The organism is Roseiarcus fermentans, assembly GCF_003315135.1.
Classification (GTDB): Bacteria; Pseudomonadota; Alphaproteobacteria; order Rhizobiales; family Beijerinckiaceae; genus Roseiarcus; species Roseiarcus fermentans.
Genome location: NZ_QNRK01000019.1, coordinates 101,672 through 116,843, shown reverse-complemented (window position 1 = coordinate 116,843; position 15,172 = coordinate 101,672). Strand labels below are relative to the sequence as shown.

At 62.8% G+C, this 15,172-nt stretch carries 5 protein-coding genes and 1 pseudogene; 1 reads left to right on the top strand and 5 read right to left on the bottom strand.

Annotated features, from left to right (window positions below; all coding sequences use genetic code 11):
- Window positions 1-5: 5 nt before the first annotated feature.
- Complete coding sequence (locus DFR50_RS17395; RefSeq protein ID WP_113890540.1) at window positions 6-2,444, bottom strand: phosphoketolase family protein; 2,439 nt, start codon at window positions 2,442-2,444, stop codon at window positions 6-8.
- Window positions 2,445-2,657: 213 nt separating this feature from the next.
- Here DFR50_RS17395 and DFR50_RS17390 point away from each other — a divergent pair.
- Window positions 2,658-3,857: pseudogene (locus DFR50_RS17390) on the top strand (sugar porter family MFS transporter); the annotation flags it as partial.
- Between the two features lie 48 nt (window positions 3,858-3,905).
- Here the strand turns inward: DFR50_RS17390 and DFR50_RS32155 are convergent.
- The 4 genes from DFR50_RS32155 to DFR50_RS17365 all read right to left on the bottom strand — a co-directional run bounded on the left by DFR50_RS32155 (window position 3,906) and on the right by DFR50_RS17365 (window position 14,953).
- The gene (locus DFR50_RS32155) at window positions 3,906-4,397 is read right to left on the bottom strand and encodes an RpiB/LacA/LacB family sugar-phosphate isomerase (RefSeq protein WP_113890538.1); all 492 of its coding nucleotides are present in this window, start codon (window positions 4,395-4,397) and stop codon (window positions 3,906-3,908) included.
- A 206-nt stretch (window positions 4,398-4,603) separates the two neighbouring features.
- Complete coding sequence (locus tag DFR50_RS17375; protein ID WP_113890558.1) at window positions 4,604-5,428, bottom strand: slipin family protein; 825 nt, start codon at window positions 5,426-5,428, stop codon at window positions 4,604-4,606.
- 294 nt (window positions 5,429-5,722) lie between these two features.
- Entirely contained in the window at window positions 5,723-5,887 is a 165-nt protein-coding gene (locus DFR50_RS32150) for a hypothetical protein (RefSeq protein WP_170153258.1), read from the bottom strand.
- A gap of 483 nt (window positions 5,888-6,370) precedes the next feature.
- The gene (locus tag DFR50_RS17365; protein WP_113890536.1) at window positions 6,371-14,953 is read right to left on the bottom strand and encodes a glycoside hydrolase family 94 protein; all 8,583 of its coding nucleotides are present in this window, start codon (window positions 14,951-14,953) and stop codon (window positions 6,371-6,373) included.
- Window positions 14,954-15,172: the final 219 nt, after the last annotated feature.

The following is a 15,172-nucleotide window of genomic DNA, read 5'->3' as shown; positions in this document are numbered from 1 at the left end:
CGGTCCTACTCGACACGCAGCGTTGGGCTCGCGCCCCAAACCCAGTTGCGGATCTCGGGCAAGTCCTCGCCATGTTCGTCGATGTAGTGCTTGTGCTCGATCAGCTTGTCGCGCATCGCCTGTTTTAGATACGCGCCCTTGCCGCCGAGATCCGGAAGCTTATCCACCACGTCCTGCACCAGATGGAAGCGATCGATGTCGTTTTGCACCCGCATGTCGAACGCCGTGGTGATCGTGCCCTCCTCCTTGTAGCCCCGGACATGGAGGTTCCTGTTGGCCCTGCGATAGGTCAGCCCATGAACCAGGGACGCATAGCCGTGAAAGCCGAATATGATCGGCCGATCCCTGGTGAAGAGCGCGTCGTAGTCGGTTTCGCTGAGGCCATGCGGGTGCTCGGCTGAGGGTTGGAGGCGCATCAGATCGACGACGTTGACGACCCGAATCTTCAAATCGGGCAGATGCTCGCGCAGGATCGAGACGGCCGCCATAACTTCGAGCGTCGGGGTGTCGCCGCATGAGGCCATCACCACATCGGGCTCCGCGTCCTGGTCGTTGCTCGCCCACTGCCAGATGCCGACGCCCTCGGTGCAATGGATAACCGCCTCCTCCATGGTGAGCCACTGCGGCAAGGCGTGCTTGCCCGCTACGACCACATTGACGTAATGCCGAGAGCGCAGACAATGGTCGAACACCGACAGGAGGCAGTTGGCGTCTGGCGGCAGATAGACCCGAACGATGTCCGCCTTCTTGTTGATCACGTGATCGAGGAAGCCGGGGTCCTGGTGGGTGAAGCCGTTGTGGTCCTGCTGCCAGACGTGTGAGGCGAGCAGGTAGTTCAGGGACGCGATCTTGCGGCGCCACGGCAGTTCGAGCGTGACCTTCAGCCATTTCGCATGCTGGCTGAACATGGAGTCGACAATGCGGATGAAGGCCTCGTAGGAGTTGAAGAGGCCGTGGCGCCCCGTCAGCAGATAGCCCTCGAGCCAGCCCTCGCATTGATGCTCGCTGAGCATGGAGTCGAGCACGCGGCCCTGGGGCGCCAGAAACTCGTCGTCGTCGACTCTGCGGGCGTCCCACTGACGATTCGTGACCTCGAAGACGTCGCCGAGCAGGTTTGAAAGCGTCTCGTCGGGACCGAAGATGCGGAAGTTCCGCCTGTCCTCGTTGAGGAGCGTCACGTCGCGGAGGAACTTGCCAAGCACGAGTGTGTCTTGCGCACTGACCGCGCCGGGCGCGGGAACGGAGACCGCGTGATCGCGAAAGTCCGGCATTTGCAGATCGCGCAGCAGAATTCCGCCGTTCGCATGCGGGTTCGCGCCCATTCGGCGCGCGCCGTTCGGCGCGAGCGCGGCGAGCTCGGGTTTCAGAGTTCCGTTCGCATCGAAGAGCTCCTCCGCTCTGTAGCTCTTCATCCAGTCTTCCAGGAGCTTGACATGGTCGGGATGCCCGGAGTCGACAAGCAAAGGGACCTGATGCGCCCGAAACGTGCCTTCGATTTTCAGGCCATCGACGACCTTCGGGCCGGTCCAGCCCTTGGGCGATCGGAGAACGATCATGGGCCAGCGGGGCCGCGCGGGGTCGTTGTTCTTTCGCGCGCTCTTCTGAATGGCGTGGATCTGGCCGATCGCCTTTTCGACCGCCGCCGCCATTAGGCGATGCATCGTTTCCGGGTCATCGCCTTCGACAAAGAGGGGTGTCCAGCCGCAGCCGCTGAAGAATTGTTCCAATTCCTCGTGCTCGACGCGGGCGAGCACGGTCGGGTTGCTGATCTTGAAGCCGTTGAGGTGCAGGATGGGTAAAACCGCCCCGTCGGTGATCGGATCGAGAAATTTGTTGGACTGCCAGGCCGTCGCCAACGGACCCGTTTCGGCCTCGCCGTCGCCGACGATGCAGGCGACGATCAGCCCGGGATTATCGAACGCGGCGCCGAAGGCGTGGCTCAGCGAATATCCGAGTTCGCCGCCCTCGTGGATCGAGCCCGGCGTCGTCGGCGCCACGTGGCTCGAAATGCCGCCAGGAAAAGAGAATTGCTTGAAAAGCCGCTTCATCCCGGCTTCGTCCTGGCTGACGTCGGGATAGATCTCGCTGTAGCTGCCCTCGAGGTAGGTGTTGGCGACCAGCGCCGGACCGCCGTGGCCGGGGCCGGCGATGTAGATCATGTCCAGATCGTGCAGTCGGATCGTCCTGTTCAGATGGACGTAAATAAAGTTCTGCCCTGGCGTCGTTCCCCAGTGTCCGACCACCAGCGGTTTGACATGGGCCAGCGTGAGGGGCTCGCGCAGCAGCGGATTGGCGTAGAGGTAGATCTGACCGACCGAGAGGTAGTTTGCGGCGCGCCAGTAGGCGTCGAGCTGCCGCCATTCGGTGGGGTCCAGTACCCCCATTCCCGCAGCGGCTGAATCAACGGGCACGGGCAAGTCTCGCGGTGAAACGGGAACGTTCATTGTCGTTTTGCCTCTCGCTGTGTCGCAGGTCGAGCCGTTCTCTCCGCAATCCAGCCAACCGGGCCGGCGTCGCCGAAGCGATCCAAGCGCGGTCGCATCGGAGATGTTTTACGGCCGCCATGCGCGACCAATCAGCCTCGGAAACTACTCACGTAGCCAATGCATCGCGGCTGAGTAGTTTCCGAGGGTCGCCGTGACGACCTCTTGACACCTATGTTTCCGCTCAGCGCCGCGGCACGCACGGTAGCGGGAGTTGTCGGCGATTCGGCATTCGCCGCGCTATTTGCAAGGGATGGTCGCCATGAGCGCTTCGGCTACGACCAAGGCGTGATCTCGGGCGCCCTGACGGGCATCAAATCAACGTTCGCGCTCACTCCCTTCCTAGTCGAGGTCGTCACGAGCTGGGTCACTCTGGGCGCTCTTCTTGGCGCGCTCGTGGGCGGGGAACTCGCCGACGGCGTCGGTCGCAAGCGAACCGTGTTGATCGCCGACGTGCTCTTCACTGTCGGCGCGGCGGTTCAGGCCTTTGCTCCGGCAACCATGGTTCTTGTGGTCGGGCGCCTCATTATCGGCGCGGGTGTCGGAGTGGCGGCGGTGGCGGCGCCGCTCTATGCGGCCGAGCTCGCGCCTGCTGCGTGGCGCGGCCGCTTCGTGTCAGCCTATCAGCTCGCGATAACGATAGGCATTTTCTTGGCCTATCTCGTCGATGGCTGGCTGTCCGCGAACGCCGGCTGGCGCATAATGCTTGGCGCCGCCGCCGTACCTGGTCTGTTGCTATTAGTCGTCGCTCTGATCGCGCCGGAATCCCCGCGTTGGCTGATGAAGATGCATCGCCGCGACGGCGCTGCGATCGAAATGAAGAAGATCGCTCCCGCTGGGGCCGACGTAGACGCTGACCTCAATGATATTGCCGCGGCCTTGAGTCACGAACCGAGCGGAGGGGCCTGGAGCGAAGTGCTTCGCAGCGAGTGACGCCGCCCGCTCATGATCGGACTGGGACTTGCGATCTTCCAACAGGTAACCGGCATCAACGCCATCATCTACTTCGCCGATCAGATTTTTGGCGCCGCCGGCTTCGCCACCGAAGCATCGCGAACGACGGTGACAACGTGGGCGATCGGCGGGGTGAACGTGCTCTCCACCCTGATCGCGGTCGTCTTCATCGATCGACTGGGTCGTCGCAGACTTCTCCTTACCGGGCTGATCGGCATGGCCGTCAGCCTTGTGGGCGTCGGCGGCGCGTTTGAGTTCATCGCCTCTCCGGACCGGGCCTCGTCAGCGACACAAGCGTTCGGCCCAAGCGACGCTGGGCTTCTCACGCTGTTGGGTCTGATCGCCTTCATCATCTCGTTCGCGTTTTCGCTGGGGCCCGTGGTGTGGACTGTGATCAACGAAATTTTCCCCGGACGCATCCGCGGCTGCGCCGAACAGGAATTTCACGGTCGACCAGCGCGCGCATGGCTAGTTGAGAACTCGGCGGACCGAAAAGGCCCCATTAGCTTCCGACTCCCCCACCTCGATCGCCTGGACTTTCGCGAGGCGGCGCAAGTGGCGATCGGCGCCGCTGAAGCGAGCCGACAAAATCGTCTGGACCAGCTGCAGCGCGAGCCCGTCGCCGATCACTCTTCCACCGAGGCAGAAGACATTCATGTCGTCATCTTCGACGCCCTGGCGCGCGGAGAACACGTCGTGGATCAGCCCAGCGCGAACGCCGGGGATCTTGTTCGCCACGATGCTGGCGCCCACGCCGCTGCCGCAAATCGCGATGCCCCGTTCGCTATCGCCGGAAACGATCGATCTGGCGAGAGGAATCACGTAGTCTGGATAGTCGTCCGCAGGGCTCAGCACGCGGGCGCCGAAGTCCACGACCTCATGTCCCAAGGTGCGCAACGCCTTGGAGATTTCGACCTTGAGTGCGAAGCCGCCATGGTCGGAGGCGATCCCAATGCGCATAGCGGCTGTACTCCTGATATTGGATTCGCGGCAAGGATGCGCCGAAGACACGCCCGCGCGTCCCTTAGTCTTCGGCTTCTCGCAGGGCCGCCGCCGCAGCGTTGGAGATGACCGCGCCAAACTCCTCGCCCCTCGGTTCGGCGGTTCCACCAAGACCGCGGCCGACCTCGGTCAGCGCGAGGATCGCGCGCGCGTAATGGACCCATTCAGTGTTCCACTGGGCCTTCCAATGGCGGCGCGGCTTTGCCCGCCCCGTTGGGGCGGGGCATCGAACGGTCCGCTTTCTCGATGATGTCGAGGAACGGCTTCATGATGTCGATCGGCATGGGGAAGACGATCGTCGAATTCTGCTCGGCGCCGATTTCGGTCAACGTCTGGAGGTAACGAAGCTGCATCGCCGCAGGAATGCTGCCGAGGATCTTGGCGGCGTTGACGAGCGTCTGTGACGCCTGGAACTCGGCTTCGGCATGGATCACTTTTGCTCGCCGATCGCGCTCCGCCTCGGCCTGTTTGGCGATCGCTCGAACCATGTTTTCGGTGAGCTCGACGGTTCTGATTTCGACATTGCTGACCTTGATGCCCCAGGTCTCCGTTTGCGCATCGAGAATGCTCTGCACGTCGGCGCTGAGCTTCTTGCGCTCGGAGAGCATTTCATCGAGTTCGTGCTGGCCGAGCACGGCGCGTAGCGTCGTCTGGGCCAACATGTTCGTCGCCGGGAGATAGTTCTGGACCTGGATGATGGCCCGCTCGGGATTGACGACATTGAAATAGAGCACCGCATCGACCTTCATGGAAACATTGTCATGGGAGATGACGTCCTGGCTCGGGATCTCGATGACCTGAATGCGCAGGTCCACCCGCACCATCTCCTGGATGAAGGGTATCAGCAGGACGAGCCCGGGGCCCTTGACCTTCTGAAAGCGCCCGAGAGTGAAGACGACCGCGCGTTCGTATTCGCGCAGGATGCGCACGGAGGCGCCCACGCAGATGACGATGGCGAAAAGAGCGAAAATGACGATCAAGGCTTCAATAGAAAACACGATCGGAAATCCTTCTCCTGATTGGTTTCTGCGGACGGCCTGGCCGGCTCCATCGGGCTGGAAATCGTCACGAATGATGACGGCTGAGTTCCGCACGGACGGCTAAGCTAGCGACAACGCACGCTGAGGAGGCAGCCTCGGATTCTACTCAGGAGCGAAAAGCTTTGGCGACGAATGGCCTCGACGCTGAGTACTCAACCGAATTGCAGCTCGTCCGGAAGTTGGCCGGATGGCAGCGGCAATGGAGTCGCCGCTTCGGGGCGGTAAACGCGGCCGTCACTGGCGCTAAATGTGGGCCGGCCACGCGAGCGCGTTGGGCAGCGCCTGACCAACGCTCGCGGCGAACGAGGACGGTGAGCCGCTATTCCAACCGCCCTGAATTGTCGGCGACAGCGCGACGCCAACTCCAACAAGATAGACAATCGCAACCAAGGCAATCAGCATACGCATAGTGGTCGGTCTCTAGTATGGCTTGTGAAAGAACGGTACTTCGTTTCGATCTTCAACCGACAGGGGTGGAAACTACCTACACAATCAACTCGGCCGCGCGCGGCGCGGGTTCGACTCCCTTTCGAGCCCGGCCGGAGAGGGCGCCAAGGAAGAGCGAATCTCGTTTCGACGACATGCCTCGTTCGGTCGGGCTGGCATTCGCGGTGACGGCGACCTCGACAAACATCGCTCGAAAGGCGTCGCTGGCGCCGACAAAGCCGCCAACCACCGGCACGATCTGACGAATGGACGCGAGCGACGCCGACCGGAATGAGATGAATCCCCAGCCCCCCAATTCGTCGGATCAAAGCTATCCATTCCGCCCCGAACGTAGACTTCCGCCCAGGCGTGCGTCGATCCGGAGCGCGACGTACGATCCTGCAAGGTTCCCGATCGGATTGAAGAGACACCCGGAACTCTCGACTTCCGTTTACACCAAGGGCGTCAGCCCAGTCGCACGTCGACGCGTCGCCGGCCGCCGTCATCCAGGAGCGGCACGAGGAGTGGGCGTTCGGAGATCTCGACTCCATCGATCGCCGCAAAGATAACGCCGCGACTGACCCCTTTTGGGTTCTCGACGAAAATCGAATATCGAGAGGTTCGAAAATTCATCGTCGCCTCGTACCGACCCCACGCCTTTGGTATGCAGGGGTCGACAGACAGGAACGGTCCGCGGAGTCGCAGGCCCAGGAGGCTTTCGACGCCCGCTCGCTGCAACCACCCTGCCGAGCCCGTGTACCAGGTCCAGCCCCCGCGCCCCACGTGCGGCGCCATCGAGTAGACATCGGCGCACACCACATAGGGTTCGACTTTGTAGCGATAGGCGTCGGCCGGGGTTCGCGAATGATTGATGGGGTTGAGCAACGAGAAAAGCTCTGCCGCCTTGTCGCCCTCGCCGAGCGCGGCGAACGCCATCACCGACCAGGTCGCCGCATGCGTATACTGGCCGCCGTTCTCGCGGACGCCTGGCGGGTAGCCCCTGATATATCCTGGATCGGGCGCCGTCTTGTCGAACGGCGGCGTAAATAGCAGGGCGAGATCGTCATCGCGCCTGATCAATTGCTTATCGAGCGCGGCCATCGCACGGGCAGCCCTTTCCGGCGTCGCGGCGCCCGACAAGACCGCCCAAGACTGAACAATGGAATCGATCCGACACTCCTCGCTCGTCGCGGAGCCGAGCGGCGCACCGTCGTCGAAATAGCCCCTGCGATACCATCCGCCGTCCCAGGCCTCGCGCTCCATCGCTTCCTTCAGCGCGGCCGCATGCGCGGTCCATGTTTCCGATCGCCTCGTGTCATTGCGCCCCTGCGCCAGCTGGGCGAAGCCGGTGAGCGCCGCATGAAGGAACCATCCGAGCCAGACGCTTTCACCCTCGCCCTTTTCGCCGACACGGTTCATGCCGTCGTTCCAGTCGCCCGTACCGAAGAGCGGAAGCCCATGCCGGCCGACCACCAGGCTTGCATCGAGCGCGATGGCGCAATGTTCGAAGAGCGTGACACTCCTTTGAGAAACCGTCGGCTCAAAGAAGCGATCTGTTTCGCCTGTTTCGAGGGGCGCGCCCTCGACAAAAGGAATCAATTCGTCAAGCACCAGCGTATCGTTCGTTGTCTCGACATACTGAGCGACTGTGTAGGCCAACCAGGCGCGATCGTCGGATATGCGCGTCCGCACCCCTTGTCCGGAATGCGGCAGCCACCAGTGCTGCACGTCGCCCTCGACGAACTGGCGCGCGGCCGCGCGCAGAAGATGCTCGCGCGTGAGATCGGGTCGCGCGGCGGCGAGCGCCATACCGTCCTGCAACTGGTCGCGAAAACCGTAGGCGCCGCTGGCTTGATAGAAGGCGGAGCGCGCCCAGATCCGGCAAGCCAGCGTCTGGTAAATGAGCCAGCCGTTGAGCATGAGGTCCATCGCACGGTCGGGGGTCTTGACCTCGATCGCGCTCAAGGTCTCGTCCCATGTGCGCGCGACGTCTGCTTCCAGGGCGTCGAGATCCGCGGCGCGAAAGGCCAGGATCGCGGCGCGGGCGTCCTCGCGCGTCGCCGCCTCCCCCAGAAAGAAGACCACTTCGCCGACGCCGCCTGGCTGCAAAGCGAGCTTGGAGCGCATCGCGGCGCATGGGTCCAGCGCCGCGCCCACAGTGTTGGAGAGTGGCGAGCCGCTCGAGAGCGCGGCCGGATTGGCGAGTGTCCGGTTGCGGCCAATGAACTCGCGGCGATCGCCCGTCCAATCGCTCTGGGCGCCTCGCATATCGGCAAAAGCGACCCGCGAGCCGAAGCCCAAACTCGTGGGATTGCGGGCGAAGATCGCGCCCGTCTCGGCGTCGCGCTCGGTTTCGACAAACGCGAGCGTGGCGGATCTCGATGCGCCAAGCGCCCACTCGACATAGGCGGTGATGCTGAGATGGCGGGCGAGGTTCGACGTGTTCGTCAGGCGCAAGCGCGATATCTTTATCGATCCTTCGACCGGTACGAACTGAAGAAGATCGGAGTCAACGCCGTGCGCGCTGTGCTCGAAGCGGCTGTAGCCCCGGCCATGACGGGCTATGTAGACTCCAGAAGGATCGCGGATCGGAACCGCCGTCGGACTCCACACGTCGCCGGACCTGTCGTCCCGCACATAGAAGGCTTCTCCTGGGGGGTCGCTGACCGGATCGTTCGACCAGGGCGTGAGCTGGTTTTCGTTGCTGTTGGCTGACCAGGTGTAGCCACCGCCTTCGGCCGAGGTCTGGAAGCCGAAGCTCGGATTGGCGACGACATTGATCCACGGCGCTGGCGTCGATTGGCCGGGTCCCAGGATCGTCACATATTCCTTGCCTGCGGCCGCAAATCCTCCCAACCCATTGAAGAATTCGAGCGCAGGCGTACGAGGCGCGGCGAGCCGCTCGGGGCGACCCAATGGATTTTCCTTGCGGGGACGCGGGGGCTCGATCAGTCCGGCGACCCGCTCCAGTTGGTCAAAAAGGCTTCCGTGTTGCGCCACAAGCACAACGCGGGCGGTCGAAACAAGCAAGCTCCGAGTTTCGGGAGCGATCAGGTCCGCGCGAAGGACAAAGACCCGGCCCAAATGGCGATCAATCTCGGGAGTGGGACGCGATTGACTGGCGCGCACCAGCGTCTCGATCGCCGCTTGAAGGTCCTGCGCATATGACGATCTGCGCTCGTTGAGAATAACGAGGTCGACGGCGAGTTGCTTCATCCGCCAGTATTCATGTGCTTGCAGAACCTGCCGGGCGACATGGAGGGTTTCGATCTCGCCAATTCGCAACAGCATGATCGGCAGATCGCCGGAAACGCCCAGCGACCACAGCCCTGATTGCGGACCGGAACCTTGCCGAATGACATTCGAAGACGGGCGCAAGTCGCGTCCAGCAAAGATGACGTGACTTGCGAGGCGTTGAAACAGCCCAGCTTCGTCAGGCGTGACGCCAAGGTGATGGAGTTGGACCTGCGCCTGGGTCCAGGCCAGCGTCGTTGCGCGCTCGTACGCCGAATCGTCCCGATGTTTGTCGATGCAATCCAGCAGCGCTGCGCGGGTCCTTGCCGCCATGGTCCAGAAGGCGACGCGAACGGTCGCCCGCGCCGCCACGCGGACACGCCGGCGCAACGCGAAGATCGGATCGAGCACGGCTCCGATCGAATTGGTCAGCCGCCGCGTGTCCGCCATCGCGATCGGCGCGCTGACGCCCTGTCCACGTCCGAGGAAGCGCGCCCTGTCCGTTTCGAACTCCGGCTTGCCGACAGCTTCCCCATTGGCGACGCTCAGATGCGCCGCCCAAAGCTCGGGCTCCGAAGGCGTCCGCTTTCGGCGGGTCGCGAGGATTGCGCCAAAGTCCTCGAGGTATTCGGTCTCGACGAACATCTTTGCGAAGGCCGGATGGGCTAGGTCTGCGCCTTGCGGCCCCAAAGCAAGTTCGGAGTAGGATGTGATCTCGATGTCGCGCGCCCGACCTCCAGCGTTGAAGATGGATACGCGACGGACTTCGGCGTCGTCCTCGGCCGAAACAAGCACCTCGAGCGTCGTCGTCAGAGTTCCATCGCGCCGGACGATCTCGACACGATCCTCGTTGAGATCGACGGCGTATTGGTCTGGCTCGACGCCAGTCGGCTGAAAGCCCGCGGACCAGACCGCGCCGCTCTGCGTGTCCCGCAGAAAAATATAGGAGCCGCTATCGTCTCGCGTCGCGTCTTCGCGCCATCTCGTGATCGCGACGTCGCCCCATCGGCTGTATCCGGAGCCGGCGGCGGTCAGCATCACGGCGTAGGTTCCATTGGAAAGAAGTTGTGTCGCTGGAGCGGATTGATGAACGGAAACGATCCTGCGCCCGCCGGAGGGATCCGCGTCGCTCGCGCGCACGCCAGACTTCACCTCTGCCGCCCATGCCCGCGCCGATGCAACCTCGCGAGGAACCCGCTCCTGCAACAAGAGTTCTGTCGCCTGAACAATCGGTTCGGCATGGAAGCGCTCCCGCATCGCGCCGTCAAAGACCGCATTGGCGATCCCGGCGATCGTCATGCCTTGGTGATGCGCCATGAAGGCGCGGACAATAGCGAGGGGTTCGCCTTCCGGAACCCGGATAGGCGTGAAATCCACGGCCTCATAGAATCCATACCGACCCCGGGCGCCTATTGCCGTCAGCCGTTCGAAATTTGCGGCCGAGGCCGAGGGATCGACCATGGTGGCGAGGCCGGTCGCATAAGGTGCGATGACGCGATTTTCCCCCAGGCCCCGTTTCAGCCCGAGGCCCGGCACGCCAAAATTGGAGTATTGATAGGTCAGTTCCAGATCGCGGGCATTGTAGGCGGATTCGGAAATCCCCCACGGCAGCCCGATTTCTTCGCCATATTCGATCTGCCGGAGCACGACGAGCCGATCCGTCTGCTCGAGCAGACTCCTCGCGGGCGCGCGCATGACAAGCGGCGGCATGAGATACTCGAACATTGAACCCGACCAGGAGATCAAAGCTGTACCGTGAGTGACCGGGGTCTCGGCGCGTCCGAGCCGGAACCAATGACGGGCGGGAATGTCTCCCTTTGCGATCGCAAAGAAGCTGGCCAGACGGGCTTCCGACGCCAGGAGGTCGTAGCAATTGGGGTCCAGAGTGGAATCGGATATGAGAAATCCAATCGAGAGCAGTTGGCGCGTCCGGTCGAACAGAAACCCAAACTCCATCGCCATCGCCATCGCGCGGAAGGCGTTCTCCAGGACGAGGAGCCGGGCGTGACGGGAAGCCGCTGTCTCAACCGCCGACTCGTGATCCGAACGATGCGCCTCGGCGGCGCTCAGGTTCGCCCGCGCCCAGTACAAAAGATCAGCTCCGCTTCCATCGCTGCGCTCAAGGGCGATCGCGCTCGCGAAGTCGACTATGATTGAGGCCTCACATGCAAGTGCCGTCAATTGGATCGCGAGCGTTTCCTCCGAGAAGGAAGAGCTTTCGAGCGTCTTGGTCATCGCCGCAAGCGAATCCTCCAACTGGCGAGGCGTCACGGTTTGAGTTCGACGCCCGAGGCGCAGGTACACGGCCTGCTCAGCGGTCAGGGCGAGCGCATCCGCGATCCCGGCGCGTCGCGTCGCGCCGGACATCGGCGATTGCCTCCACTCCCTGCAAGAATTGGCGATCGCGATGAGATGCCCGGCCAGATTGCCGCTATCGACGGAGGAGATGTATTTGGGCTCGAGCGCCTTGAGGTCGCGGGTGTCGTACCAATTGTAGAAGTGGCCGCGAAAGCGCGGCATGCGGGCCATCGTCGCAAGCGTCGCTTCCAGCCGCTCGATGGTTTCGGCCGCGCCGATCCAACCGAAGTCGCGAGCGCAAACGACGCACAGCAGATACAATCCGATGTTGGTTGGCGAGGTTCGGTGGGCGACCTCGGACGAGGGGTCCTCCTGGAAATTGTCCGGCGGCAGCATATTGTCGTCTGCCGTCACAAACGTCTCGAAGAAGCGCCAGGTCCGGCGTGCGATCTGACGTAGCGCGAGGGACTGCCCCTCCGAGATTTTCGCGATGGTCTCGATGCCCGAAGAAAAGCTGACGTAGCGCGCGACTGCGGGCGAAATCAGCCACAGCGCGACGATCGGCGTCGCAACCGGCCAGCTTCTGTGTCCGAGCAGGATCGCCAGCAGCAGCGCAGTCAGGGCGAGGACAATCGCGCCTGACATTCGGACAGCGAACCCTTGGAGATCGAGACGCTTTGCAGCTGCGCTCTGCGCGGCGGGAGTCCATTCAAGCAAGTGTCGGCGACTGACGAAAAGCCGCCACAGCGTCCGCGCGATCGCGTCGCCCATCAACCACGCCTGATCCGCCAGGAAAGTAATATTGAGCGCGGACAATGTCGCGGCGAGGCGGAAGTCCGCGCCGAGCGCTCGCAAATGCCCAGACATCGCAGCGCCCGGACGCCGGCCGGGAATTGCCGAGATCACGGGTATAAGGCTCGGCAAAATAATGGTTGCGAGCACAAACGTCGTCCAAACGAGCGCCGGTTCCAATGGCAGCGTCCAGCCGATCGCCAAGGCGAACACGCAAGCGGGCGCGCTGAGCGTCCGGCGCAGGTTGTCGATCATCTTCCAACGACCAATCCGCGGCAGTTGGTCCTTTAGGCTTCGCGCCCCGCTGTTGCTGGCAAAACCGAGAATCCACGGCAAGAGCTGCCAGTCTCCGCGCGCCCAGCGGTGATGACGACGAGCGCTCACGTCGTATCGGGAAGGGAATTCGTCCACGACTTCAACATCGGAGGCGAAGGCCGCCCGCGCGAAAGTCCCTTCGAAAAGGTCATGGCTCAGCAATGTCGAATCCGGAGCCCTTCCCCAAAGGACGCTCTCGAAAGCATCAACGTCGTAGATGCCTTTTCCTGCGTAAGAGCCCTCACAGAAGAGATCCTGGTAGACCTCGGAAACAGCCGCAGCATAGGGGTCGATGCCGCTCGAGCTCGAGAAGACGCGCTGAAACAGCGAACCCTCCCCGCCATTGGGCAGCGAGGCTGTCACCCGCGGTTGAAGGATCGCGTAACCCTCCACGATCGCGCCTCGCTCCGCGTCGTAACGCGGGCGGTTGAGCGGATGCGCCATCTTGCCGATCAGTCGCCGGACAGTGTCACGCGGCAGTCTCGTGTCCGAGTCCAGCGTGACGACATAGCGGATGTTGATCGGCGGAGAGGGCGCTGCGCCGTCCGTGTCCATGAAGGTGGTGTCTGTCACCCCTCGCAATAGGCGGTTCAATTCCTGGAGCTTGCCGCGTTTGCGCTCCCACCCAATCCAGCGCCTCTCACTCTCGTTCCAAACGCGTCGGCGGTGCAGCAGGAGGAAGCGCGGGCCCGCAGGCGCGGGGCCGTATCGTCGGTTGAGGCGCGCGATGCCGTCGCGGGCGGCGCTGACAAGTTCTTGATCGCCTTCCGCTTGCTCGACGTCAGCGTCGACCCAATCCGTCAGGAGAGCGAAATGCAGATCGCCCTCCGGACTCGCCAGATGGTGGATCTCGAGCCGCTCCACCTGCTCTGCGATGTCTTCGGGCGTGGTCAAGAGCGTCGGCACGGCCACGAGCGTTCGTAAGGATTCGGGAACCCCGCTGCGAAGCTCGAGGCCCGGCAACGCGACCGGACGAATAAAAACCGCGACCCCTCGATTCACAAGCGCCAAGCCTGCGTCAATCGCGCAAATGGCGCCGAGGGCTGCGAGTATTGTGAGCGGAGTCGGGCCAAGGCCTAGCTTGGCGAGCGCGATCAGGGGCGCGGCCAGAACGATTGCGGACGCAACCAAGATCGCCGTGGCGTAGGCGTCGAAAATCGTTCTTGGAGTGCGGCGCGCGGGCCAGCCCCGAAACCACCGAAGGCCGACGGAGGCCTCGAATGCGAGGCGTCCTCCGGTGAGCAAATGGTAGCCGGGATCGCTGCGTCGCAACTGCTCCGAAGGCTCGCAAGAGGGATCGCGCGCTTGCCCCGCCGCGACCGCGAGGCGGGCGATCTCGAGCTCGTCGTGGTCCGAACGCCGGGCCAGGTCCTCAATTGCGCTTCGGTAGAGATTGCGAGTCGCAAAATCCATATCGTGAAATGCGCAATGTGAGGCCAGAACGTCGTCGACGAGACAATACCGTTCGAACAGGACCTGCCAGTCAACCTCGGCAATCATCCTCAGGCTTGTCACAATGTTGCGAACGGTCACGTTCGCTGCCCCTTGGCTGCGATGGACCTCGCGCACGGCCGAATCCGCAGTCAGGCCCTGCTTCGCGAGACGCTCGTCTAGCCAAGCCAGCGCTGGCGTGAACCTTGGATCTTGATCGCGAAGCCGGTGCACGAGTTCGACCGCGAAGGCTTCGGAAATGGGTTTGGCGCCACGTCCCGCGAAGACGACTGACGCCGGCTCGGAGGCGCGCCCGTTCACGCCAAGCAAACGATCGGCAAGGCGATCCGCTTCGTGGCGTGCGGTGCGGCTGCTCGTCAGGTTTTGCGCAAGGCGCCTGAGATTCTCGATCAAGACGATTTGCAGCGTTATCGAGACCGCCCAAAGCTCACCGATCGTGAGAGGTTGAGCTTTCTGATACGCGTTGACGTAGGAAACTAGGATATCGGCATCGAAACAGCTGTCGGTGTGGGCGACAAAGGCCCAAGCCATGCCGAAGACGCGTGGGTAATCTGCGAAAGGCCCGGTAACGAGTTTCGGAAGCTGGCGATAGTAGCCCGGCGGCAAGTCCGTGCTGATCTGACGGATCTGCCTTTCCACCAAATGAAAGTTGTCGATCAGCCACTCTCCCGCCGGCGTGATCTGACGCCCGTCGTCGATCGCCTTCACGATCGATCGATAGGAAGACAGCAGGACCGCGCCATTTTCGGCAAGTCGGGCAGTGAGAGAACGGCCCCTCGTCGGTCCGGAAGCGACCGTCTGAGCGATCGCAAGACTCTTGCCATGCGCTTCAAGACGATCGACGCTGAACAATTCCTCGCGGATCGGCTTTTCGCTGTCCCAGGGTGATTGCCCCTTGAAAAATCCGCGGAAGCGATGGGCCGGGATAGTGGGCTTGGCCGTCAACTCAAGGTTCATCAATGCCGGTCTCCCGGGGATGAGCTTGGGCGGCGAGACGTGTCGCGGAGTCAGAAAGAGTGGCGACCCTTTCAACGGTCTTCGAACACGCCGGCGCTTGGCCGACACAGCTAATCACCTCACATGAGTGCCCGCGCTCAGTGGGCCCGCGCGTGGCCACATTCGTGCTGCCCAAGTTTTTACCGGGCTGTTGGCCGGGAAAGGCAGCCTCGGAAATTA